The following is a 23,168-nucleotide window of genomic DNA, read 5'->3' on the forward strand; positions in this document are numbered from 1 at the left end:
ACACTTGTTGACTGGGCGCGGAAAAGTGTGAGCCGCTGCATATCCGTTACAGCAACGAGCGGCACATCGCCCGATACTCGCTCACATAGCCGCCGCCGAAGAAGACGCAGTGGCCTGCGATGGGGTAGAGCTGCCAGAGCGTGACACGGTCCTGATACCCGGCTTTCAGCGGATGCGCCGACTGATAGCCGTCGAGAATCTCGTGCAGATATGACATGCCGAACAAGTGCAGCATCGCCAAATCCTCTTCGCGATGCCCGCCGTGCGCCGCCGGATCGATGAGCACAGCCTCGCTCTGGCCTCGATCGGAAGTCCACATCACATTGCCGCTCCATAGATCGCCATGGATGCGCGCCGGCTTGTCGTCAGCGGCGCGCCCCAGCAAGTTCGGGAGCTTATCGACGATGCGCTGGGTGAGCTCGAGATCGCCCTGATTGAGCGTGCCGCGCCTGACGCCCAGCTGCACCATGGGCAGCAGCCGGCCTTGCCCGTAATAGGTGGCCGGATCGCTCCATTCGCCGGTATCCATCGGCACCGGGTCCTGCAACGGCCCGAAATAGCATGTGCCGGTATAGCCTTCGGGCGCGGAGCCGAAATACGGCGCGCCCGCATCGTGCATATGCGCCAACGCCACGCCGAAATCGTGCGCGGCCTTGGGCGTGGGGGAGGAGGAGTTCACCCGCTCGATGTCGAGCCAGTCACGCCCCCAACCAAGCACTTCGACCACGCGCGGGCCGCCTTGCGCCTGCGCCTGGCCGAGCCACTGCAATCCGCGGCCTTCGCATTCGAAGAATCCTTCGGGCGCATAGCCTCTGCTTTTACGATACTTGTTCATCGGAACGCCTCCCTGCCTTGTCCTGCCTTCATTGTGTGCATGAGAGACGACAATCGCCCTAAGGCATCTGCGTATAGCAGAGCGCGAATCGGCCTCGTGCATGCGATGCTGCTGCCTTGTCGCTGCGATGCCGCATGCGATGCATAAGACCGAGCTGATTCTTATCGAAATCTTAGGGCATCACCGGTAGTATGGTCGCAGCGGTGAGAAAAAACTGAGTAATGAATAGTTACTGAATAGCAATGAATAAAGAGGGATTATGAATTTCTTCCAGGCGATCATCCTAGGACTAGTGCAGGCGCTGACCGAGTATCTGCCGGTCTCCTCAAGCGCCCACATCCGCATCATCGGCGACCTGATGCTCGGGCATGACCCCGGGGCCGCGTTCACCGCCATCATCCAGTTCGGCACTGAATTCGCCGTGCTGCTGTACTTCCGTCATGACATCGCGCGCATTCTGAGCCACTGGTTCGGCTGCCTGTTCGGGCGCAACGGCAAGGACTTGAAGTCCCGCATGGGGTCGGGCGACAAGGACGCTTCGCTGGGCTGGTACATCATCATCGGCACCATCCCGATCGTGCTTGCGGGTGTGCTGTTCAAAAGCACCATCGAGACGACGCTGCGCAATCTGTGGATCACGGTGACCGTGCTCATCGTCTTCGGCGTCCTGCTGTGGATTGCCGACGCCCGCTCGCGCCAGGTCAAAACCATCGACGACATGAACACGAAAGAGGCGATTGCATTCGGCATCGGCCAGATGCTGGCCCTCATCCCCGGCGTCTCGCGATCCGGCGGCACCATCACCTTCGGACGCGCCATGGGCTACACCCGTGAGGCGGCTGTGCGCGTCAGCTTCCTCATGGCGATTCCAGCCGTGTTCGGCGCAGGCATCCTCGAAGCGATTTCCGCGGTTTCCGATCTGAGCGATCCGGCCGTGGCAGCGACCTTCCCCGGCTGGACTGCTACGATAGCCGCGACGATTGTCAGCTTCCTCGTGGGATACGTCGTGATCATCGGATTCCTGAAGTTCGTCTCCACCTTCTCGTACCGCGCATTCGCCATCTACCGCATCGTGCTGGCCGTGGTGGTGGCGATTCTGCTGATCACCGGCGCACTGCCTGCCGTAGCAGGAGCGTGACGGGTGTGCGCGTGACGGGCTGCTAATCTAGCGGCTCATCGCTGGCACTGACTACGGCGGGGTGCGAGGAATAATCCTCGTACCCCGCCGTTTTTCATGCCCTTTGCCTACCGCTACTCGCCCATGTGCGAGAGGAAATCCTCCGCTTCCTTGACCAGCATCTCAGCCTGCGGCGTTCCTATGTCGGCAAGTGCACGGGCATTCTGCTCGCTGTCATACTCATGCTCAAGGCGCTCGACGTACTCGGCCAGATCATCGTTGCAATGCGTCAGCACGGAGGCCTGCGCCTTCCACGCCTGCGCCTTCTGCGGCAGATCGCCCTGATCGAGCTCAACGCCGAGTCTGCCGGAAAGATGATGAAGCATCTGCAGCGTGGCCTGGGCGCATTCGTCGCTGCCGAGATACTGCGGAATCGAGGCCCAGATGGTGCTGGCATCGAATCCCTCGTTGCAAGCCAGTGCGTCAAGCACGGTGGTGATGCCGACCGGGCCGTTGTATTCCCTATCCATATCGCAGCGGCAGTCCGTGTCCGACTCATCGATGGGCAGCGGGCGGGTATGTGGGCAGTCGGCGAACATCGAGCCCAGGGTCACGATATGGTCGACGTCGAATTCCTCGGCGATATGCATGCTCTGATGGCAGTACTCGACCCAGCGATAGTTGGGTTCGGGGGCGATCTGGGCGAAGACGTGGGTGCCAGGGTTGATGGCGATGTCATAGAAGGTGGTCTGCGGCCACAGGATGCGCCGTCTGCCGGCCACCGTGCACGACATCGGCCGCGTCACCTGATAGTCGTAGTAGCCGTCGCATCGGATGTGGCGCACCTCGGTCGCGTCATAGCGTGCAATGAGGTGGCGAATGACGTTGGTGGCCGCCTGACAGGCGTCATTCCACCCTTCGAAGGCGCATATCATCGCGGTTTTCGGTGTCTTCGCTGCTGCTGTCATGTGTTCTAATGTAACCGGTACGTGTTTGCTCTCGCAGTCTTATGCCATAGGTGAAGCCCGGCATCATGCCTAGCGTCGGGTGCTGGCAGGTGCTACCGGACGAATTCAGGCGCTCCGAGCCGGGGAAAATGCACGAATCTGCCCAAGCAATATTACTGAGCGCTGACACAGAGCGACTGCGCATCCAAGCTGCATGGAACCATGCGAAACTGTTGCAATGAAGCGCTTTCTGACTTACGACACGCTGGGCTTGCAAATGCCATGGATGTGGTTATAGTAGTGACTCGTGCTTCGGCAGCGGTTAACTGCTGAAAACACATGCGGACATAGCTTAGTTGGTAAAGCGCGACCTTGCCAAGGTCGAGAGCGCGGGTTCGAGTCCCGTTGTCCGCTCGAGGTCCGAAGAGTTGACGACCTGTTCGGTGGGTTAGCCAAGCGGTTAGGCAGCGGCCTGCAAAGCCGTATAGACGAGTTCGACTCTCGTACCCACCTCTTGGTGAGTCAGATGCAAGTCTGGCGAGCTAAGGAAGACCCGGGCGGTTGGCGCAGTGGTAGCGCACTTCCCTGACACGGAAGGGGTCACAAGTTCGAATCTTGTATCGCCCACGCAGAACCGAGAAATCGGTTCTTCATAATTGAAGATTGGGTGATTGGCGCAGCGGCTAGCGCACTTCCTTCACACGGAAGGGGTCGCAGGTTCGATTCCTGCATCACCCACTCCCTTCCTTCCCTTTCATTGCTTCGCATCGGCTTCATGCCGCCGTTTCCGCGCCATTCCGCCATTCTCTCGGCGTGTCCTTTAGGGCCTGCTTTCGGGCGCGTTTGCCACGTTCGTGCAAATTCTGGCCCACAGAGGTACTCCCAGAGGTACTCCGAAAAGACAAGTGGACGCGCGGCGCGTCGCGTCCGATCGCAACGTTTTTCGCACTCTCTGATTGCCTGCTGCCGCATGGGTATCGTCATGAATGACGATGGATTCGGCAGCGTGTACGCCAGGAAGAGTAAAAGCGGCGAGACGGTTTCATGGCGGGCGAACGCCCCTGCGCGTGGCCTATCTGCTGCTGCGCTCCACTCCGGCGCATCCGGCCCATAGGCTTGCGCACGGTACACGCAGTTGCCGAGATGCCCGGATTCAAGTGCGCTCATGATGATCTCCTACAGCCCGATGCCTTTTCTGATGTCTGGAACGGAGGATGCGTCGCGGGACCAGCGCGCCAGCAGCCTATCCAGTTCACGGGAGAGCCTGCGGCTTGCTCGGATGGCATCAAGCGCTGGGTGATCCTCGCCACTCGCGCGACCGTACCGCAACTCATCGTCGGTCGCCACCACTATCGGAGGATGCTTCGAGAGCTGGAGAAACCGGGCGTGGAACAGCACGATGCGCGCCTCTTCCGGCGTGCTGAAATCGACGTGCTCGAAGAGATATCCCACCGCCACGGCACGCCGGGCGCGCAGGATGGCGACCTGGGTGCCAGGGAGCCGCGTACTGCTATCCACCTCAAGAACGAGTCCGATATGGGCGCGAGCCATCATCCCACCTCCGTTATCACGTGAAAAGCCTATCGAAATTCAGAGTACAGGCGCAGCGCAATCAGGCGAGCTCCCATGTCCTCTCGTTCCACGGCAGGAGCACGGGCCGGTAGGCCCGCATCTGGCGGTCGGTGAATCTGAAGTCGTACTCGCCGTCGTGCGAGCGGTCCGCGGACTTGCCGAGCACTTAGGAATCGCCGCCCGCGCTCTCGCGCATCTGCTTGAGGCTGGCTATCAACTGATTCACTGTCATGGACGGCGGCTATGCATTCCGATTTCCTCAGGGGCCGACCAGATGACGCTCGCATATGACGGGACCTGGCCGGAACGGGATAGACTGTACCCCGAGGGTGACGGAGAGGCAGCGGAATGAATCATATGACAGGCTTCGCGCCGGAGCCGCGCTATTACACGTACACCTCGTTCTGGCGCGCATATCCGGCGCTCGCATGGTTGCTGATCGCCGTCGTCGCGCTCGCCCTTCTGCGGGTGGCTGCGGCTGCAATTTCGGCGAGAAGAGGGAGAAAGGACGGCAGACCGAAGCTGTCAGGCTATCTGATGCTCGGCATCGTCATCATAGGCGGCGTTGCCATGGTATCCGTCACCATCCCGAATATGGTGAACGCCTTTATCGCCTTCAGCGCCGTCTGGCATGACATGAGGTCTCAGTCATCCGCCAGTGCCCTGTTGATCTTCACAAGCCACTCGCGCTCCTCTCTGAGTGCCCTCTTCGGGTCGCCGTCCATGACCGTATAGGAATCCTCCGGTTCGAGCGAGCGCATAGAGGCGGGGGATGTCCACAGGATAGCCCCCAAGGAGCCCTTTGTGGCTATCCTGACTGCTCGGTTAGCGGTCAACGCTTCTGCCATTCGGACTGCGACTGCGGATGCCTGCGTTTCTCGCTGTATCCGGGGTGGCTCTGCGCCCATAGCTCGAATTGTGCGCCAAGCCGCATGTTCGTCCGGGCCGCGCGGATAAAGGGGCGAACGGAAAGAAGGATAAGCAGGAGGACGAATGCCGCTGCGACGGCTATCATCGCCAGGCGCCCGATGGAGGGGACATTCGCCGAAAAACAGGCCCCGATCGCCGTCATGGAGACGATCCCCAGATAAAGTCCGCGCCTGATCGTGGCCTCGATGATGCGGTCATTGCCCTTCATCGCGCCTATGAGCGCGATGACCTCCTGTTTGCGCTCTGTCGTCATATCCACTTCATCCGATGCCATGAAGGGGTCGGCGTCGCGCAGGTTGCGCAGCGCCACGGATGTCGAGTGCTTCCTACGATGGACGAAGGACCAGCGCAGGAAGGCCACCAGACCGATCAGAGCGAGCAGATTCGCCAGAGCGAGCGCGTAGAACGATAGACCCATGCGACGAATATCGCAAAGACGCAGGACTTCCCGCATCCATGACATGACGACAGATTCCCTGCGGCGCTAGGGGAGAGGCTGGGATATGGCATCGCCGCAGTCGACCGCCGACGCAATATTCGCCCCATGTATACGACAGATGGAGAAAAGAAGAGGTGCCCTGGGAGATGCCCCAAAAACTGACATGGGCGCGTGGCGCGGCGCGTCTGCTCGCAGGGCTTTCCATATCTGCTCAAACTTGGCAAGTTGTAAGGCGCTTTTCGCTCCCCTTGGGACGCATGATGCGGATATAATCGACGTACGAACGACAGGGGAGACTCTCATGACCAATGGAAAGTACGGCTCGCTGTCCTATGTGCCGCCATCTGACGAGTCAGAGTGGTCCCGGCGCGTGCATTTTCTGAAGCCCCTGCGCAACGTGGTCTTCGTGGATAGCGCAGACAAGCTGGCATCGCGTTTCCGCGATGCGGCGAAAACGCAAGGACTTGTATCCGCTGACATCGCAGGCAGGTCAGGTGTGGATGCCGGGACTGCGGAGCGCATGCTCGAAGACGGGCATGTGTCGCTGAAAGACATGCTGTCCATCGCCGAGACGCTGGGTCTGACTGTCACCAAATACCCCGCCGACTATTTCGCCAAAGGCGTGCGATGAGGGCGTTGCATGCATGGATGGAGGAGAGGCCTGTCGGGACGTTCCTAGAGGCCTCTGATGGCGCAATATCATTCGAGTATGACAAGGCCGCGCCGGCTGTCCCGATCAGCCTTTCGCTTCCCAGAGGCGGAGGATGGCCTCGGCGCTCTCCGTCGCTTCTTCTCGACAATCTTCTTCCCGACGGCGAGAACGCGCGCAGGGCGATGATGCGGGCGTCTGGGGCGGAAGGCATGGATGCCTTCAGTCTGCTTGACGGCGCAGACTCCTCTGGGGGACTCGTATTCTCTCTGGGCGAGGATTATCCGGCGTCCTTCGGTCCCATACTCCCTGCGAGCGCTGACGAGATAGGCACCCGCATTGCGAACATGCGTGAATCGCCGGATTCCTGGTGGGATCATGACAGCCGCATCCGCTACTCGCTGGCCGGCAACCAGCCTAAGCTCTCTCTTGCACGGGTCGGCGGCGTGTGGACATGGCCGAACGCAGGCAACCCGTCCACGCATATTCTCAAACCCTCGGTCACGGCCACTGCGGACGCCGAACTCATCGAAGCCGCGGACATGCGGCTGGCTGGCCTTGCAGGACTCTCTGTGCCGCAGGCGGGAGTCGCGGAATTCTCAGGCGAGCGCACGTACATCACAGAGCGCTTCGATAGAAAACGACTGGCTGACGGGCGGGTTTCGCGCATCCATATGGAGGATCTGGCCCAGTCGCTCGGCATCGGGCCGGAGGACAAGTACAAGGTATCCGCGGGACAGGTGCTGCGGCTGCTGCATACCGCCGACGAGAGCGACGCCCTGTCGTACTCCTGGCTCAAGCGTCTGGCACTCAACACGAGCATCGGCAACGCGGATGCGCATGCCAAGAACTACTCGGTGATACTCGCGGCCTCGGGGCTGTCCATGTCGCCCATGTACGACGTGCTGACCACCACCTACTGGGATTGGGTGGATCCCTCGCTCCCGATGAAGATAGGTGGGGCTCGCTATGCGCAGCAGGTCACTGCGAGCCACTGGGCTAAACTCGCCCGTGCGAACGGACTGGATGAGGAGCATGTGGTAGCCGTCGCTCGCGAGACGGCGGGCGCGGTGCTCGCGCATGCCGACGAGGCATATCGCGATTTGCCGGCCGACGTGCACGACAAGCTGATGGAGAGGCTGAAGGATGCGAACAGGCACATCAATCCGATTGTGCCGCAAGGCACCGATGCGGAGGCTTCAGCGTCGGCCACCGCTATATGAGTTATATGACTGTGCTGAGCAGATACACCAGCGGGATGGTGAGCAGACTCAGCAGTGTCGACAGGCTCATCAGCATGACCCCGGGCTTGGTGTCGTCGCCGTTGCGCATGGCGAAGAGCACCACCATCCCGGCAGCAGGGCACGATGCCAGGATGACCGAAGTGGTGAAAGCCGTGCCGGTGACCGCGCAGAGCTTCAGCATCAGTATGGCAATCACCGGGTAGAACAGGTTCCGCAGCAGCAGGGAGACCATGATCGGCAGGTCGAAGGTGACGGATCGCAACGGCATATCGACAAGGCTGCTGCCGATGACGATCATGGAGAGCGGCGTGAACAGATCGCTGACATACGTAAGGAACTGATTCACCTGACCCGGCAGATGAATCGAAAGCACGAACATAGCCAGGCCAATGAGTATCGCCCCTATATTCGGATTCACGATGATGGCTTTCGTCTTCGCCTGCCAACCATTTTTGGAGTGCGGTCCCTGATACAGCGAGGTTCCATGCGTCCATGCGAAGATGTTGAAAGCGGCCAGCGAGATGACGGCGTAGAACACGCCAGCGCTGCCGAACAGCGCCTGAGCGAGTGGAATGCCCATGAATCCCGCGTTCGAATACACGCTCCCGAATTTCGCTGCCCGCTGTTTGGAAGGGTCCTTCACGCGCATGAACAGCAGCTTGGACAAGCCGATGCTGATTAGGCAGGAGGCACAGACCGCTGCTGCGGTTTTGCCGAGGATATGGAGGCTGGATGGTGAGAAGGGCTGTTGGAATGCGTGAATGATCACCAGCGGCGAGATGTAATACAGCAGCATATCGGTGAGATCATTGGCGGTTGTCTGGTGCAGATGGCCGCTTCTGCGGATGATCACCCCGAACAGCATGAGGCAGAAGACCAGGGCGATTTGCGTCGCAAGCTGGGTGAATGACACGATCTTTCTTTCTCCAAGCGGGATGCCTGCAAGCATGGCGGCTGTATATCTGAACGAAACCCATGCTACGCCGGGCAATAGCGGCGAAGTTTTCGCGGGGCGCGTCTATTGGCCAGCTTTGGTTTGGTTTGTCTTGCCACGCGGCACGTATATTACGGTGTCGATGAGCTTGGCATAGGCCTGCTCGATGGCGGTGCGCTTGGTTTTCAAGCTCGGCGTGAGCAGACCGTTCTCCGAGGTGAAGGAGTCGGGTAGGATCTCGAACTTGCGGACCGATTCGGCGCGGGAGACCGAAGTGTTCGCTTCGGCGACCGCGCGCTCGACTTCGTCATGGATGATGGCGTTGCGGCTTGCCTGCTCCAAGCTCTCAACCGGCTTCGCGCCCTGCGCTTTAAGCCATTCGTTGGCATCGGCCAAGTCGATGGTGACCAGCGCAGCGACGAATGGTCTGCGGTCACCTATGACGAGACATTGGTCCACGACAGGCGAGGTCATGACGGAGGCTTCGAGACCGCCGGGGGAGACGTTCTTGCCGCCTGCTGTGATGATGAGGTCTTTTTTACGCCCGGTCAAGTGAAGGAATCCGGCGGCGTCGATATCGCCCAGATCGCCGGTATGCAGCCAGCCGTCCGTGATCTGCTCCGCGCTGACCTCAGGCTGGTTGTGGTAGCCGCGGCAGATCATCGGGCCCTTGATGCAGATCTCGTCATCGTCGCCGATACCGAAGCTCACGCCGGACAGAGGCTGTCCAATGGTGCCGATGCGGTTGCTGCCGGGCAGACTCACGCATACGGGGCCTGCAGTTTCGGTCATGCCGTAGCCTTCGAGCAGCGGCATGCCGATGCCGTTGAAGAAGTGCGAGATCATCGGATCCATTGGAGCGCCGCCGGTGATGCAGAAGTCGGCATTTGAGCCGAAAATGCGCAGAATCTGGCTGTAGACCGTCTTCGCATAGAACGCATGGCGAATACGGCCGGGCAACGGCAGGTGCTTGCCCTGCTGCTGGGCCACTGACCATTCTCTGGCATTCTCCACCGCGCGCTTGAACAGCCTGCCAGCGAAACCAGTGCCGGCCCGCTGCGAGGCGGCGTTGTAGACCTTTTCGAACACGCGCGGCACTGCAAGCAGCAGCGTGGGATTGAAGGTCTGGAAGTCGTCGATGATCGTCGAGAAATCGCTGGAAAGCCCGAGCCGCAGAGTCCCCGCAAAGCTCAGGATCTCCATGTATCGTGCGAAGACATGCGAAAGCGGCAGGAACAGCAGCAGCCCGCGGTCGGGTATGTTGCAGGCTCGCGGCATGAACTGCAGACCGGAGAGGCACAGGAACGCGAAGTTGGCGTGCGTCAGCTCGACGCCCTTGGGCGTTCCCGTCGACCCGGACGTATAGACGATGGTCGCCAGATCGTTGCCGTGCGTGGCCTTCCTGCGCTTTTGAAAGTCCTCGTCGCTCACGCTCCCGCCGAATTCCTCGATGATATCGGTTGCGCTGCGCTCGATGACATAGACATCGCCCAGTGTGCTGATCTGACCGCGCACGGATTCGATTTTCGCCCGCTGCCCCTCGTCTTCGGCGAAAGCCAATGTCACTGCGGAATCGTTGAGAATCGTGCGGATCTGCGCGGCCGAGCTGGTTTCGTACACCGGCACGGTGACTGCTCCGATGGCCATGATGGCCATATCGAGGGCCGTCCACTCCCAGCGGGTATGCGAGACGATGGCCACGGCATCGCCCTTCCGCACGCCTTTTGCAATGAGTCCCTTGGCAAGGGCTATGACGATTTCAAGGAATTCCCGCGAGCTGAAATGCGCCCATGAGCTGCCCTTTTTGTATTCGATCACCGTGCCGTCCGGGTCGCGCTCGGCCCTGGACTCCACGAAGTCGAACAGATTGATGTCGATATCGATCGGGTGCTGCATCCCAGTCGTGTACTGCTTTTTCACGATTCCTCCATGTGCCATCTCGATGGCTGCTCTGATAATCACGTCCATATTAGGAAGCACTCGGTAAATTAAGAGCGCGCGAATGGAAACGCGCCACTCAGGAACCGCATGCATGGCAATCGCGTAAATGACAACTGTTCAGCGAAATTGACTCGAATGCCTCACGCGATGCGCTAGTCTGTGTAGTGGTCTTTGCACAGATTGCTATGACGTTGTCATATTGATGGATGGAAAAGGTTCCCAAGCCGGATAGATGGTCGGATGGTCGGATGGATTGTCCAATGGATTGCGGGTTCCGGCTTGCAGGTTGCGACGTAACATGATGAAGCATGCACGATGAAGCATGTTTGAGGAGAGGACGTATATGGAGAAGGATTCAAAGTCATTGCCGATTGCGCAACCAAATGCGCAGTCACCCCAGCAGAAATCTGGGAATAGCACCGGCCGCAGGCAAATCAATCCGTGGGTTTCGCTGTGGTCGATGATCATCGGATTCTTCATGATTCTGCTGGACACGACAATCGTGGCCGTGGCAAATCCGAGCATCCAGCAGGGTCTTGGCGTGGACGTCGGGACGGTGCTCTGGGTCACCTCGGCGTACCTGCTGACGCTCACTGTGCCGATGCTTATCGCAGGAAGACTGGGGGACCGCTTCGGGCAACGGAATATCTATCTTATCGGTCTGGTGATTTTCACCTTGTCGTCGCTGTGGTGCGGACTGTCGTCCAGCCTGCCGGGCAGCCAGATCGGCAATCTGATCGCCGCACGCTCGGTGCAGGGCTTTGGCGCGGCGCTCATCAGCCCGCAGACCATGGCCGTCATCCAGCGCATCTTCCCGCCTACGCGCAGGGGAGGAGCTATGGCCGTGTGGGGGACCGTCGCCGGCGTGGCCACGATGGTGGGGCCTGTGCTGGGCGGGTTCCTGGTCAGCTCCTTCGGCTGGGAGTGGATTTTCTTCATCAACGTGCCGGTCGGCATCGTCGCGCTGATTCTTGGCTGGGTGAACATTCCGAAGCTCGAAACGCATACGCATTCCTTCGATTGGATTGGCGTGGCGCTCTCCGCTGTTGCCGTCTTCTTCCTCGTCTTCGGCATGCAGGAGGGCAACGCGCACCATTGGGATGGCTGGATCATCGTGTCCATCGTCTTCGGTGCCGTCATGTTCGTGGTCTTCTTCCTGTGGCAGGCACGCGCCGAGGGGGAGCCGCTGGTGCCGCTGAGCCTGTTCAAGGACCGCAATTTCTCGGTGTCGTCGGCTGCCATCGTCTTCGTCGGCTTCGCAATCGCCTCCATGTCGGTCCCGCTGTACTACTACTTCCAGGTCGTGCGCGGCCTTGACCCAACCCAGTCGGCCCTGATGACGCTGCCTTCGCCGATTATCGGCATCGTGCTCGCGCCGATTTCCGGCAAGATGATCGACCGCATGCACCCGCGTACGCTGGCCGTTCCCGGGCTGCTGTGCTCCTCGCTGGGGCTGTGGCTCTATGTATGGATCATGCAGGTTGACGTCTCATGGGCGTGGCTGCTGGTTCCCTCGGCGGTTCTCGGCATCGGCAGCGCATTCATGTGGGGGCCGCTGGGCGCGGTGTCCACACGCAATCTGCCGCCGTACATGGCGGGCGCGGCTTCCGGCGTGTACAACACCGCGCGCCAGCTCGGCACCGTCATCGGCTCGGCTGCTATTGCGGCGCTTGTATCCGCGCGGCTTGAACATTACCTTCCCGCTGCCTCGCAGCATTTCTCCGGAGCATCCGCAGGCGGCGCGCATATGCCGCTGAATGTGGCGATTCGCTTCACCAGCGCGATGAAGGATTCGCTGGTGATGCCGGCGGCGGCATTGCTTATCGGCTCGCTGATCTGCGTTGCGTTTGTGGCTCCGCGTGCGTGGGGTCGAGAGGCAAAACCGGAGCAGAGTCGCGAGCAGCCTTCACAGCGGGACTAGGCAAGTCGGCAATCTCAGAATCAGGGATTCTGGTTGGGTGCTCTTAGGAATATCGCAACAATAAGAGGGCACGAGGTAAGAGGGCACGGGGCAATGGCCGTCAAGACCTTTGCCGCCTTGTTCGCGCACAGCGCTTAGCCTCGCCGCATCGCCGAAATTGCTAATCTGGGGTAGGACAGGACAACGACGAAAGGACCTCTTATGACCGTCTACACGCTTCCCGACCTTCCCTACGATTACGCCGCGCTGGAACCGTATATTTCCGGCACGATCATGGAATTACACCATGACAGGCATCATCAGACCTATGTCAATGGCGCGAACGCCGCCCTCGAGCAGCTTGAAGAAGCTCGTGACAAGAACGACTTCGCCAATATCAGCCGCTTGGAGAAGGATCTCGCCTTCAATCTCGGCGGCCACATCAACCACAGCGTCTTCTGGAAGAACCTTTCTCCCGACGGCGGCGGCAAGCCCGAAGGCGAGTTGGCGGCCGCCATCGACGAGTACTTCGGCTCCTTCGAGAAGTTCCAGGCGCAGTTCAACGCGACCGCGACGACGCTGCAAGGCTCCGGCTGGGCCATCCTCGGCTGGGACACCACCGCCAAGCGTCCACTGATCTTCCAGCTCTTTGACCAGCAGGCCAATGTGCCGATTTCCATCGTCCCGCTGCTGCAGCTGGACATGTGGGAGCACGCCTACTATCTCGACTATCTCAATGTCAAGGCTGATTATGTGAAGGCTTTCTGGCATATCGCCAACTGGGCCGACGCCGCCGAGCGCTTCGCCAAAGTCAGCACGGACTGAATGACGGATTGATTGTGTAGCTGACTGTTACTGGATGAAGTCGGCAGTGACTGGCTGATTGCTGATTCCCTGAGCCCCGAAATGGAGTTCAGGGAATTTGCGTATCAGGCATACTGCCCCTTTTGTGACGCTTATTCGTGGTAAGAGGCACAAAAGGGGCAGGATTCCCTTGTATACCCTGTACACGCTGTCCTATAGATGACATGGTTCTGGCCAAAATGGGCGGGCAGGGAGTATGGTTGCCTGCGTGCGTAATGAGAATGTGAATGAAAGCAACGGCGACAAACCAACCATGCATGCGGCAGAAGGAACTGCGGCAACTGCATCGGAAGTCGACGGAGGCGAAGCGGCTTCCGGGCTGCAATCCGTGGAGACGCTGGACCGCAGCAACGATATGGAACGTGGTCTGAAGAACCGGCATGTGCAGTTCATCGCCATCGGCGGCACCATCGGCACGGGGTTGTTCCTGGGGTCGGGCAAGTCCATCAGCCTGACCGGGCCGAGCATCATCGCGGTGTACATCGCCGTGGGCGCGGTCATGTTCCTGCTGATGCGGACGATCGGCGAGATGATGTACCGCGACCCGAGCCAGCATACCTTCATCAATTTCATCGGGCGCTACCTCGGCGACGCCTGGGGCCATTTCGCCGGCTGGTCGTACTGGGTCGTTCTGGTGCTGGTCGGCATGACCGAAATCAGCGCGGTCGGCACGTATTTCGTGACCTTCTTCCGCATCTTCGGCATCGACTTGCGGCATTGGAACTGGCTGATCCAGATCGGCTTCCTGGCTATGCTCGCTATGGTCAATCTCATTGCGGTCAAGGTCTTCGGCGAAACCGAATTCTGGTTCTCGATGATCAAGATCACGCTGATTCTGGCGATGATCGTCACCGCTGCGGTCATGGTCATCATCGACTACCATTACCCGGCCGTGCAGATTCACGGCATGGATGGCATTTCGCCAGCCGGCCACGCGGGCTTCGACAATATCACGCGCGGATTCTCCTTCTTGCCCCACGGCTGGATGGCGTTCCTGATGAGCTTCCAGATGGTCTTCTTCGCCTACGAAACCATCGAATTCGTCGGCGTGACGGTCTCCGAGACGCGTAACCCGCGCAAGGTGCTGCCCAAGGCGATCAACCAGCTCATCGCCAGAATCCTGATCTTCTACGTCGGCGCGCTGGTCGCAATCATGCTCATCGTGCCGTGGAGCACCTTCAAGCCCAATCGCGACGGCTCCTTCGCCTCGCCATTCGTCATGGTGTTCCAATACGCCGGACTCAACTGGGCTTCGGCACTGGTGTTCTTCGTGGTCATCACTGCGGCCTCGTCGTCGCTGAATTCCCTGCTGTACTCCGCCGGGCGGCATCTCTATCAAGTGGCTGACGAGTCCGATTCCCCGCGTCTGCGCCATTTTGCGACCGTCTCGAAGAGCAAGGTGCCTGCGCGTGCAATCATACTTTCGGCCCTGCTGATTCTCGTCTCCCCGCTGGTCAGCGCGATTCCCGGCATTTCCAGCGCTTTTGTGCTCTTCTCCTCGGCGTCCAGCGCAGTGATCATCTTTATCTACATACTCACCGTGGCCGCGCACCGCAAATACCGCCAGTCCGCCGACTTCATCACCGACGGCTTCGTGCTGCCGGGATACAAGGTTCTTGACATTGTCGCCATGACATTCTTCGCCTTCATTTATCTCACGCTGTTCCTGGCCGCAGACACGCGTGGCCCGGCGCTGGCCGGTCTGGGCTGGCTGATCGTGTTCGGCGGATACTGCCTGCTACACAGTCGGCGCAGGAAATCAGCCAGTGCTGTGGATGCAGCGAGTGCTGTATGACGATAGTGCCGAGAATACTGTCGTGGGGTGAGCTTTAGGCGTTATCGGTATAGCAGGTTATGCGTCTGTGATTGACTATGCAATTCATCACAGACGTATTTCTTAATGTCTCCAATCTGTCTGTATACCATGTGAAATACAGCGTGAAACACCCTATGCGAGAGGTTCCATACGAGGCTGTACGCTGGTGAGCAACGTGGCGATGAGCGCCGGTAACCACATTTTTTGCGAGGAGTAGTACATGGCATCGAACCAGTTTGATAAGGACCGTCCTGAGGGTTGGTGGAAGTCGGCGGTGGTGTATCAAGTCTATCCGCGTTCGTTCCAGGATTCGAATGGGGACGGCGTGGGCGACATCCCGGGCATCGACTCGCGGCTTGACTATTTGGCAGGCTTGGGCGTGGATGTGATCTGGCTGTCGCCGGTGTATAGCTCGCCGCAGGTGGATAACGGCTATGACATCAGCGACTATCGTGACATCGATCCGCTGTTCGGTACGCTTGACGACATCGACAAGCTCATCCACGACGCGCATGAGCGCGACATCAAGTTGGTCATGGACTTGGTGGTCAATCACACGTCCGACAAGCATGCGTGGTTCGAGGAGTCGCGCGACCCGGCGTCTCCCAAGCGTGACTGGTACTACTGGCGCAAGGCGCGGGCGGGGAAGGCGCCGGGGGAGCCGGGCGCGGAGCCCAGCGACACCGAGGCGTGCTTCGCACCGTCGGCGTGGACGTATGACGAGCGCAGCGGCGAGTACTATCTGGGTATCTTCAGTCCGGCGCAGCCGGATCTGAACTGGGAGAATGCGGATGTGCGTCATGCGGTGTATGACATGATGCGCTGGTGGGTCGCGCGCGGGGTGGACGGCTTCCGTATGGACGTGATCAACCTGATCTCCAAACCCGAATCGCTCACCAGCGGCGGCCCGATACCGGTTGATCTGTCCGACAACTTCTCCAACGGCCCGCGCCTCGACGAGTTCCTTGCCGAGATGAATCGCGAGGTCGGTTTGGACGAGCATAATCTCTTTACCGTGGGCGAGATGCCCGGATCGACGGTCGAGACCGCGATTCGCGCGACGGCCGCGACCCGCCATGAGCTCAAGATGGTGTTCACCTTCGAGCACATGGAGCTGGACCACACGGCTACGGGAACGAAGTGGGATCTGGCCGACCTGCCGCTGCCGGTGCTCAAGAAGAACCTGGCCCACTGGCAGGATGGACTGGCCGAGGCGGGCTGGAATTCGCTGTACTGGAATAATCACGACCAGCCGCGCGTGGTTTCGCGCTTCGGCGACGACAGCCCCGAGTACCGGGTTGCGTCGGCCAAGGCGCTGGCGACGGTGCTGCATTTGCACAAGGGCACCCCGTACGTGTACCAGGGCGAGGAATTCGGCATGACCAATCTGCCGCTGCACTCGATCGAGGACTACGAGGACGTCGAGTCGATCAACTACTACCACCAGGCGAAAAAGGCCGGACTGGACGAGGCCACGATCCTGCACTCGTTGCAGGTCAAGAGCCGTGACAACGCGCGCACGCCGGTGCAGTGGGACGACACGGCCAACGCCGGATTCACCACCGGCACGTCGTGGTACACGCTCAACCCGAATCACACGGGCATCAATGCCAAGGCGGCCGTGGCCGACCCGGACTCCATCTACGCCCACTACCGCAGGCTCATCGCCCTGCGGCATGAGAATGCGGTCGTGCGCGAGGGCCGCTTCGAGCTGCTGCTGGCCGACGACCCGAACATCTGGGCCTTCACCCGCACCTTGGACGGCACGACGATTCTGACAGTCGCCAACTGCGCCTCGCACGAGACCGCGCTACCCGTCGACGGGCTGCCCGGGCTGGCCGGGGCCAAGCTGCTAATCGGGGAGCGGACGCTTGACGGCGTTGCAACGCTCAAGCCGTGGGAGTCGGCGGTGTTTGAACTGGCCTGAGGGGTAGCGGTAGTAAGCGATTCGGATTAAGAAACCCGAACGTTTCGTATCCGTTTCAGTATCACAGGCCCGACAGCAATTCAACCATGTTGCCGGGCCTGTGACATTTTTGCGATGTCAGATGTCATAATGCTGACGCTAATCAATTTTGAATGCAGATGTCGTAACAGACGTTCACTTCGTGGCGGGCGGTGTGACCGGCGGTGTGGTGGTGCCGGCCAGGGGCCTATCTCCGGGCCTGGCGAGGGGGCCGACGAGTTCGTGCGCGGTATAGGGTTCTTCGAGGTAGTCGATGTCGGCCTGGTCGAGGTGGATGTCGAACGCTGCGGCGGCCTGCTCCACGCGCTCGGGCGACGAGCAGCCCACGATGGGCGCGGAATCGCCGTGCGCCCAGTGCCATGCCAGCGCAATGCTGGCCATGCTCGCGCCGTATCTGCCGGCCACTTCGCACACGCGATCGATGATCGGCTGGTCCTGCTGGCGGGCCGCATCGTATTTGCTGCGTATGACCGCGTCGGTTCTGGCGCGCAGCGAATCGAAGTCCCATGCCGCCCGGGCCAAGTGCCCGGAGGCTAACGGACTGTAGGGAGTGGGCAGTGCCCCATATTGCTGGGCCACGGGGATGAGCTCACGCTCGTCCTCGCGGTAGAGCAGGTTGTAGTGGCATTGCAAGCTCGAAAGCAGAGTCCAGCCGTTGCGCTCGGCGGCGGCTTGCATGTTGTGGTACTGGTAGCCGTACATCTCGCTGGCGCCCAGCGCACGGACTTTGCCCTCCCGAACCAGTTGGTCCAAAGTCTGCATGGTCTCCTCGATGGGCGTTGCGTAGTCGAAGCGGTGCATGATGTACAGATCGAGGTAATCGGTCTGCAAACGGCGCAGGCTGCCTTCGATCTCCCGGCGGATCGCCGCGGGGGAGAGATGGCCTTCGTTGAAGTAGACTTTGCTGGCGATAATCATCTGCTCGCGCGGGATGCCAAGGTTCCTGATGGCCTGCCCGATGAATTCCTCGCTGGTGCCACGGGCATAGCAATTCGCCGTGTCGATGGCGTTGAGACCCAGGTCGAAGGCTTTGGCGATGATCGCCTGCGTGGTCTCTTGACTCGTCGTCCACACATGCTGTTCGGGGTCCGGTTCGCCGAAGGACATGCCTCCAATGAACAATGCGGGTACCTCGATGCCCGACGCCCCCAGTCTCATATGTCGCATGTTTCGCTCCTTCGGTTTCTATGCCTGCCAATCCACGTGTCGGATTAGCCCAAGTCGTTCGAAGGCCAGCGCGAGGCCATCGTCGTCGATTGGCGCGGTGACCCAGTCGGAGGCTTCCTTGGCCTCCGGGATGCCGTTGCCCATCGCGATTCCGGTGCCTGCCGAGCGCAGCATCGCGATGTCATTGGCGGAATCGCCTAGAGCTACGGTGTCATCTGGCGCAAATCCGAGTCGGGCGGCCATCTTCTTCAAGCCGACGGACTTATCCATGCCCAGAGCAGTCAGCTCGCCGGTCTCCCCGAGCTCCTGCGGCATCGATCCGGAAACGATGCTGAATTGCCTCCCGAAACGTTCCCGCGCGTCCGCCAACCGCACACCCGAGCCCGCGGAGAGAAAGAAGGTCACTTTGTTGGCGGTTCTCGGCACGCCAGTCCGGATATAGGGTTCAATCTGCCGCAGATAAGCGGTCCAATCGCCTGCTGCCGATGGCTTGCTGACGCCATCTGAAGGCCGGAACAGGTCAATGAAGTCATGCACCGAGTAGACCGCATCGGGAGTCGTCCAAAAGCATGCGGTCCTGTTCGAGTCGAACCAAGAGGCGAGCTCTGCCACGTCATTTTCCGGCATGCGATCGTCAAAGATCGCAGCTCCGTCCATTTCGCCGTACGCGCCATTGCTGCCTACCAAGCCTCGGAACCCGAGATCCAAAAGCGCGGGATACACTTCCGGCTTGCTGCGTCCGGTGCACAGGACGAGCTGATGGCCTGCGGCAGCAGCGGCGGCGAGCGCCTCTTGCGCCGAGTCCGGCACTTCCTGATTGTGATTGACCAATGTGCCGTCGACGTCGACGAAAACAAGTCGCTGTGCCATGATGTCCCTCCATCGCGAGTGCGGAACGTGGCAACGAGCCCCATGTGCCAAATATCCGCTGCCAAGAATGAGATTACCCATGCCTGCGGATTTATGATGACGCTGATATCCGTGTTGCTCTCGGCGTGGCGGGCGCTAAACACGGCAGACGCTAGGAAGTATTCAGAAGTCGATGAGGCGTTGTCTGCTGTCACATACGCTCACTGCGCGAGGCACCGCCCGGTGCTCACCGGCGGGTTGCCGACGGACACGCGGCTGAGAACCGGCTGGATCTCCTCGTTGGTCATGGCATAGCCGATGTCTGCGCGTTCTTGCGCCTTGGCGAAGACGATTCCGGTGACCTCGCCGTTCTGGTCGAGCAGCGGGCCTCCTGAATTGCCGGGTTCCACGCGAGCTTGGAGCACGTGGAGGGAGCGATTGGCAGTGGAATCCCCGTAAATGTCGGGCACAGCATCGCGCTCGGTGGACAGCACTCGTGCGGGTACGCTTTGGAACGGCCCGCCGTACGGATAGCCCTGCACGACGCCCGCGCTGCCGTTCGCAATCGTTGAATCATCCAGTGACAGCGGTTTGGCATTCACATCCGCTGAGACCACTGCGAGATCATTGACGGGATCGAAATAGATGACGGAGCCGGTGCGGGCGGGCTCGCCCGGCAGCTCTACTAGGGGAGCGGCGACACCGGCGACGACATGCGCGTTGGTGATCAGAAGATCATCGGCCACCAGGAACCCGGATCCTGAGGACATAGTGCTGCAGGCAGGGGCGATGCCAGAGATGCGGGCGACCGACTGCGATGCCGCTTGAACCTTCGGATCATTGGCATCTATGGCGGGAGCGGGGCTGCCGCCGATAATGCTGCTGCCTTCGTTTACACCGGTATTGCCATCGCCTTCGAACAGTCCTTTCAGCGTGGGTATTCCAGTATTGTCGAAGGCCTGGGAGCGCAGTCGGGCGACGGCATCGCTCACCGGCTGCGGAGTGTATCGGTTGATGCCTTGAATCACCTGTGAGGAGGCGAGAGATTGCGACAGGACGGGGATTCCGGAGGTGATGACGCCTGCGGCGGTCAGCGACAAGGCGATTGCCGTGCATGCCAGCGCCAGCCCGCCGCCCAGCAGCCGTTCCACGCCGCCAAGACGCAGCCGGTCGGCACCCCGGCGAACGACGTGGCCGATGCTCGACCCGATTCCGGACATCAGCGCAAGGAGACCTATAGCGACGGCGAAAACCGCTATGCCTCGCCATGTGTCGCTGGGAATGGATCGCGCGACACGCGGCAGCACGTATGGCATGACCGCCGCGCCCGCGATAAGGCCGACGAAGGTGCCGAGCGTGGAGAAGAATCCCGCGCGGACGCCAGCGGCAAAGACGCTGATCAGGAGGATGGCGAGGACGATGTCAATGGGCAGCAACATGCCTTCTATAGTTTTCCATCTCGCTGAAAACTGCCTGACAACGCTAGCCTAGGGGCGAAACCAGCGGGTGCTGGGCTTCGGCATACACGACAGTTTCATTCACCACGCGCTTTATGTATAATACGAAACTGTGTTACGATATTGTAATGAGTTTTGAAGGAGTGCTGTTCGCTAAATCGGCCGACCGGCATGGCTACACGATCGACGACGTGACCTACGCAGTCACCCATCCGATCAGACGCGCTTCATTCGACCGGGACGGTGCACGCTACGTCAAGCTGACCGGCGAGCACCACGGCGATCCGCTGGTTCCGTCCATCGAGGTGATGATGAAGATTCTGCCGGGTAGGGGAATCGTGGTCTTCCATGTGAATGCGGAACAAGGTAACTTCTGGAGCAAGGACCAGCAATGACGAAGGAAAAGGAGCAGATGATGGCACTGCGGGATGAGCAATGGCAATGGGACGATTCCCAAGCCGTGGAAAGCACGGAGCAGACGTTGTACAGCGACGTCGAGAATGACCTGATGCTGGCTACGGGCGCTGCAGACGCGCGCGAGGCGGTGCACATGTTCACGGGCCGACCCCGCCTGTCGGAAGCAAATCGGGAGGAGACTGTGCAATTGCAGTTCAAGGCGCCGCGCTCGATGGCCGATTATGTAGACTCGCAGCGCAAACTTGCCGGTCTGCACAACAAGTCTGAATACCTGCGCATGCTCGTTGAGCGTGACATGCGTTCCCACGGACAACAGTTGCAGAGCGCATGATAGCGATTTGAAATGTGATATTGAAAGACCGTATGGCGCAATAGGAATGTATTCTCGCGTCATACGGTCTTTTATATGTATTCGGCTCCTTATTCGCATTTGCTTTGCATATCGTCCGCCTTCCTGTCGCGATACAGCACGAGGATCAAGATTGCGGCGGCGAGGGCGACGATGGAGCCGATGGTCCATGCGGTCTGCTGGGCACCGATGAAGGCGTCGGTCGCTTGAACAAGCAGATTGTGGCCCAGCTCTGCGGGCACATGGGTGGAGGACAGATGTGCGGCGACCTGCTGGGTGGCGGTGATGGAGGATGCCGCCTGGCTGCGGATGCCGGCGGGCAGGAACGCGAGCTTGGGTTCGATGGCGGTGCGGTAGTGGCCGGCGAGGATGGAGCCGAGCACGGCGATGCCCAGGCTGCCGCCGACCTGGCGGAAGGTGTTGTTGACGGCGCTGCTGGTGCCCGCCTGGCTTTGCGGCAACGTGGAGACGATGCGCGTGGTCATTGGCGGCATGACCAGCGACATGCCTGCGCCGAAGGCGAACAGCAGGACTTCGAATACCCAGATCGAGGTGTGCTGACTGATGCGGGAGAGCGCGAACGTGGCGGCGGCGATCACGAGCATGCCGGAGCCGGACGTGACGCGGGCGGAGAAGCGCACGGCCATCTTGCGGGCCTGCGGCGCGAACGCGATCATGGCCAGCGCGAACGGCAGGATGCATACGCCGGTTTTCAAGGCGCTGTAGCCGCGGATGGATTGCAGATAGAAGGTCATGATGAACACGCCGCCGAACAGCGAGAAGAACAGCAGCGCCAAGGCGAGCGCGGCGATGGTGAAGCCCCGATCGGTGAAGTAGCGCACGTCGAGCATCGGCGTCTTCGCACGCAGCTCCCATAGAGCGAACACGATGATTGCGACCAAACCAGCCGCGATGGGGGCTATGGTCTTGCCTCCGGTCCAGCTGGCGCTGTCGCCGGCCTGGATGATGCCGTAGATGATGCCGAGCAGACCTGCCGAGGCGAGCAGCATGCCGGGCAGGTCGAAGCTGGGGCGCGACTCGTCGCGGTATTCGGGCACGAGCAGCGGCACCGCGATGAGCGCGACCAGCACCACCGGCGGGTTGATCAGGAACACCGAACCCCACCAGAAATGGGTCAGCAGGGCTCCGGCGGCCAGCGGGCCGATGGCTAGCGCCGCGCCGACGACTGCGGACCAGATGCCGATCGCCTTGGCCCTCGCCGCTCCGTCGAACAGATACGTGATGATGGCGAGCGTGGCGGGAATCAGGAACGCGGCGAACAGGCCCATCATCGCGCGCAGGCCGATCAGCCAGCCGGCACTGGGCGCGAAGGCCGAGGCCAGCGAGAACGCGCCGAACCCGGTCAGGCCGATAAGCAGCGTCCTGCGGTGGCCGAAGCGGTTGCCCGCCACGCCGCCGGTGAGCAGCAGCCCGGCGTACGCGAGGATGTAGGCGTCCGAGGACCATTGCAGTTGGCTCTGCGAAGCGCCCAAACCGGTCGGTGGATTCTGCGCGAGCGTCTTCATCACGATATAGAGAATCGAATTGTCCATTGAGACGACCAACACCGTCACCATGATGATGGCGAAAGCGATTGTGCGAGCGGTTGATGATTTGGGTCTGCGGGGCCTGCTGCCGCTTGATTGAGCTTGCGATGTGGCGGAATTAGGCATCTGCGAACCCTGAGATATATTCCCGTTCTGGGCTTCATCGTTCTTGCCTATGGGGACGTGGCGAGTGTTCATTGCAAGGCCTTTCTATACTTGGTTTCAGTA

At 60.4% G+C, this 23,168-nt stretch carries 20 protein-coding genes and 4 tRNA genes; 14 read left to right on the top strand and 10 right to left on the bottom strand.

Annotation, left to right across the window (positions count from 1 at the left end):
- Window positions 1–46: 46 nt before the first annotated feature.
- A complete protein-coding gene (locus LKK40_RS03305; protein WP_304309197.1) occupies window positions 47–835 on the bottom strand; it encodes a fructosamine kinase family protein in 789 nt (262 codons plus the stop codon).
- Between the two features lie 259 nt (window positions 836–1,094).
- Between LKK40_RS03305 and uppP the strand changes: the two genes are divergently transcribed.
- On the top strand, window positions 1,095–1,973 hold the full coding sequence (uppP, locus tag LKK40_RS03310) for an undecaprenyl-diphosphatase UppP (RefSeq protein WP_304309199.1): 879 nt from the start codon (window positions 1,095–1,097) through the stop codon (window positions 1,971–1,973).
- A gap of 113 nt (window positions 1,974–2,086) precedes the next feature.
- On the opposite strand, the gene LKK40_RS03315 is transcribed toward uppP, so the two are convergent.
- A complete protein-coding gene (locus LKK40_RS03315) occupies window positions 2,087–2,920 on the bottom strand; it encodes a PAC2 family protein (RefSeq protein ID WP_415481375.1) in 834 nt (277 codons plus the stop codon).
- Window positions 2,921–3,240: 320 nt separating this feature from the next.
- Between LKK40_RS03315 and LKK40_RS03320 the strand changes: the two genes are divergently transcribed.
- The 4 genes from LKK40_RS03320 to LKK40_RS03335 all read left to right on the top strand — a co-directional run bounded on the left by LKK40_RS03320 (window position 3,241) and on the right by LKK40_RS03335 (window position 3,637).
- Window positions 3,241–3,313: transfer RNA gene (locus LKK40_RS03320), tRNA-Gly, on the top strand.
- 28 nt (window positions 3,314–3,341) lie between these two features.
- A tRNA-Cys gene (locus LKK40_RS03325) sits at window positions 3,342–3,412 on the top strand.
- Between the two features lie 42 nt (window positions 3,413–3,454).
- A tRNA-Val gene (locus LKK40_RS03330) sits at window positions 3,455–3,526 on the top strand.
- 38 nt (window positions 3,527–3,564) lie between these two features.
- Window positions 3,565–3,637, top strand: a tRNA-Val gene (locus LKK40_RS03335).
- Window positions 3,638–4,075: 438 nt separating this feature from the next.
- Here the strand turns inward: LKK40_RS03335 and LKK40_RS03340 are convergent.
- Window positions 4,076–4,417: a hypothetical protein gene (locus LKK40_RS03340; protein WP_304309201.1), complete on the bottom strand. Its 342-nt coding sequence runs from the start codon at window positions 4,415–4,417 to the stop codon at window positions 4,076–4,078.
- Between the two features lie 411 nt (window positions 4,418–4,828).
- Between LKK40_RS03340 and LKK40_RS03345 the strand changes: the two genes are divergently transcribed.
- Entirely contained in the window at window positions 4,829–5,206 is a 378-nt protein-coding gene (locus tag LKK40_RS03345) for a hypothetical protein (RefSeq protein WP_304309202.1), read from the top strand.
- Window positions 5,207–5,303: 97 nt separating this feature from the next.
- On the opposite strand, the gene LKK40_RS03350 is transcribed toward LKK40_RS03345, so the two are convergent.
- On the bottom strand, window positions 5,304–5,819 hold the full coding sequence (locus tag LKK40_RS03350; protein WP_304309203.1) for a hypothetical protein: 516 nt from the start codon (window positions 5,817–5,819) through the stop codon (window positions 5,304–5,306).
- Window positions 5,820–6,141: 322 nt separating this feature from the next.
- On the opposite strand from LKK40_RS03350, the gene LKK40_RS03355 reads away from it, so the two are divergent.
- Window positions 6,142–6,471 (top strand): hypothetical protein, encoded by a 330-nt coding sequence (locus LKK40_RS03355; protein ID WP_304309204.1) that lies wholly within the window; start codon window positions 6,142–6,144, stop codon window positions 6,469–6,471.
- Window positions 6,468–7,712, top strand: coding sequence for a HipA domain-containing protein (locus tag LKK40_RS03360; protein ID WP_304309205.1), 1,245 nt, complete (start codon window positions 6,468–6,470; stop codon window positions 7,710–7,712). The genes LKK40_RS03355 and LKK40_RS03360 overlap by 4 nt, the downstream gene beginning before the upstream one ends.
- Window position 7,713: 1 nt before the next feature.
- Here the strand turns inward: LKK40_RS03360 and LKK40_RS03365 are convergent, their stop codons facing one another.
- Window positions 7,714–8,646: an AEC family transporter gene (locus LKK40_RS03365; protein WP_304309207.1), complete on the bottom strand. Its 933-nt coding sequence runs from the start codon at window positions 8,644–8,646 to the stop codon at window positions 7,714–7,716.
- A gap of 105 nt (window positions 8,647–8,751) precedes the next feature.
- Window positions 8,752–10,605 (bottom strand): AMP-dependent synthetase/ligase, encoded by a 1,854-nt coding sequence (locus LKK40_RS03370; protein ID WP_304309509.1) that lies wholly within the window; start codon window positions 10,603–10,605, stop codon window positions 8,752–8,754.
- Window positions 10,606–10,951: 346 nt separating this feature from the next.
- Here LKK40_RS03370 and LKK40_RS03375 point away from each other — a divergent pair, with 346 nt between their 5' ends.
- The 4 genes from LKK40_RS03375 (at window position 10,952) to LKK40_RS03390 (ending at window position 17,115) form a co-directional block, all read left to right on the top strand.
- Window positions 10,952–12,529 (top strand): MFS transporter, encoded by a 1,578-nt coding sequence (locus LKK40_RS03375; RefSeq protein ID WP_304309209.1) that lies wholly within the window; start codon window positions 10,952–10,954, stop codon window positions 12,527–12,529.
- A 201-nt stretch (window positions 12,530–12,730) separates the two neighbouring features.
- Window positions 12,731–13,333, top strand: coding sequence for a superoxide dismutase (locus tag LKK40_RS03380; RefSeq protein WP_304309211.1), 603 nt, complete (start codon window positions 12,731–12,733; stop codon window positions 13,331–13,333).
- A gap of 292 nt (window positions 13,334–13,625) precedes the next feature.
- On the top strand, window positions 13,626–15,167 hold the full coding sequence (locus tag LKK40_RS03385) for an amino acid permease (protein WP_304309511.1): 1,542 nt from the start codon (window positions 13,626–13,628) through the stop codon (window positions 15,165–15,167).
- A 241-nt stretch (window positions 15,168–15,408) separates the two neighbouring features.
- On the top strand, window positions 15,409–17,115 hold the full coding sequence (locus LKK40_RS03390; protein ID WP_304309214.1) for a glycoside hydrolase family 13 protein: 1,707 nt from the start codon (window positions 15,409–15,411) through the stop codon (window positions 17,113–17,115).
- 174 nt (window positions 17,116–17,289) lie between these two features.
- On the opposite strand, the gene LKK40_RS03395 is transcribed toward LKK40_RS03390, so the two are convergent.
- The 3 genes from LKK40_RS03395 to LKK40_RS03405 form a co-directional block, all read right to left on the bottom strand.
- Window positions 17,290–18,321 carry an aldo/keto reductase gene (locus LKK40_RS03395; protein ID WP_304309216.1) on the bottom strand — a complete coding sequence of 344 codons (1,032 nt, stop codon included), beginning with the start codon at window positions 18,319–18,321 and terminating at the stop codon, window positions 17,290–17,292.
- An 18-nt stretch (window positions 18,322–18,339) separates the two neighbouring features.
- On the bottom strand, window positions 18,340–19,191 hold the full coding sequence (locus LKK40_RS03400) for a Cof-type HAD-IIB family hydrolase (RefSeq protein WP_304309217.1): 852 nt from the start codon (window positions 19,189–19,191) through the stop codon (window positions 18,340–18,342).
- Window positions 19,192–19,391: 200 nt separating this feature from the next.
- Complete coding sequence (locus LKK40_RS03405) at window positions 19,392–20,609, bottom strand: MarP family serine protease (RefSeq protein WP_304309219.1); 1,218 nt, start codon at window positions 20,607–20,609, stop codon at window positions 19,392–19,394.
- 146 nt (window positions 20,610–20,755) lie between these two features.
- On the opposite strand from LKK40_RS03405, the gene LKK40_RS03410 reads away from it, so the two are divergent.
- Entirely contained in the window at window positions 20,756–21,022 is a 267-nt protein-coding gene (locus LKK40_RS03410; protein ID WP_304309221.1) for a hypothetical protein, read from the top strand.
- The gene (locus tag LKK40_RS03415; RefSeq protein ID WP_304309223.1) at window positions 21,019–21,375 is read left to right on the top strand and encodes a hypothetical protein; all 357 of its coding nucleotides are present in this window, start codon (window positions 21,019–21,021) and stop codon (window positions 21,373–21,375) included. The genes LKK40_RS03410 and LKK40_RS03415 overlap by 4 nt, the downstream gene beginning before the upstream one ends.
- Window positions 21,376–21,464: 89 nt before the next feature.
- On the opposite strand, the gene LKK40_RS03420 is transcribed toward LKK40_RS03415, so the two are convergent.
- The gene (locus LKK40_RS03420) at window positions 21,465–23,138 is read right to left on the bottom strand and encodes an MFS transporter (protein WP_304309225.1); all 1,674 of its coding nucleotides are present in this window, start codon (window positions 23,136–23,138) and stop codon (window positions 21,465–21,467) included.
- Window positions 23,139–23,168: the final 30 nt, after the last annotated feature.

This window comes from Bifidobacterium tibiigranuli, assembly GCF_022655035.1.
Lineage (GTDB): Bacteria > Actinomycetota > Actinomycetes > Actinomycetales > Bifidobacteriaceae > Bifidobacterium > Bifidobacterium tibiigranuli_A.

Coding starts and splice junctions, on each gene's coding strand:
- LKK40_RS03305 (WP_304309197.1), bottom strand. CDS start 835: ATGAACAAGTATCGTAAAAGCAGAGGCTATGCGCCCGAAGGATTCTTC.
- uppP (WP_304309199.1), top strand. CDS start 1,095: ATGAATTTCTTCCAGGCGATCATCCTAGGACTAGTGCAGGCGCTGACC.
- LKK40_RS03315 (WP_415481375.1), bottom strand. CDS start 2,920: ATGACAGCAGCAGCGAAGACACCGAAAACCGCGATGATATGCGCCTTC.
- LKK40_RS03345 (WP_304309202.1), top strand. CDS start 4,829: ATGACAGGCTTCGCGCCGGAGCCGCGCTATTACACGTACACCTCGTTC.
- LKK40_RS03350 (WP_304309203.1), bottom strand. CDS start 5,819: ATGGGTCTATCGTTCTACGCGCTCGCTCTGGCGAATCTGCTCGCTCTG.
- LKK40_RS03355 (WP_304309204.1), top strand. CDS start 6,142: ATGACCAATGGAAAGTACGGCTCGCTGTCCTATGTGCCGCCATCTGAC.
- LKK40_RS03360 (WP_304309205.1), top strand. CDS start 6,468: ATGAGGGCGTTGCATGCATGGATGGAGGAGAGGCCTGTCGGGACGTTC.
- LKK40_RS03370 (WP_304309509.1), bottom strand. CDS start 10,605: ATGGCACATGGAGGAATCGTGAAAAAGCAGTACACGACTGGGATGCAG.
- LKK40_RS03375 (WP_304309209.1), top strand. CDS start 10,952: ATGGAGAAGGATTCAAAGTCATTGCCGATTGCGCAACCAAATGCGCAG.
- LKK40_RS03380 (WP_304309211.1), top strand. CDS start 12,731: ATGACCGTCTACACGCTTCCCGACCTTCCCTACGATTACGCCGCGCTG.
- LKK40_RS03385 (WP_304309511.1), top strand. CDS start 13,626: ATGCATGCGGCAGAAGGAACTGCGGCAACTGCATCGGAAGTCGACGGA.
- LKK40_RS03390 (WP_304309214.1), top strand. CDS start 15,409: ATGGCATCGAACCAGTTTGATAAGGACCGTCCTGAGGGTTGGTGGAAG.
- LKK40_RS03395 (WP_304309216.1), bottom strand. CDS start 18,321: ATGCGACATATGAGACTGGGGGCGTCGGGCATCGAGGTACCCGCATTG.
- LKK40_RS03400 (WP_304309217.1), bottom strand. CDS start 19,191: ATGGCACAGCGACTTGTTTTCGTCGACGTCGACGGCACATTGGTCAAT.
- LKK40_RS03405 (WP_304309219.1), bottom strand. CDS start 20,609: ATGTTGCTGCCCATTGACATCGTCCTCGCCATCCTCCTGATCAGCGTC.
- LKK40_RS03410 (WP_304309221.1), top strand. CDS start 20,756: ATGAGTTTTGAAGGAGTGCTGTTCGCTAAATCGGCCGACCGGCATGGC.
- LKK40_RS03415 (WP_304309223.1), top strand. CDS start 21,019: ATGACGAAGGAAAAGGAGCAGATGATGGCACTGCGGGATGAGCAATGG.
- LKK40_RS03420 (WP_304309225.1), bottom strand. CDS start 23,138: ATGAACACTCGCCACGTCCCCATAGGCAAGAACGATGAAGCCCAGAAC.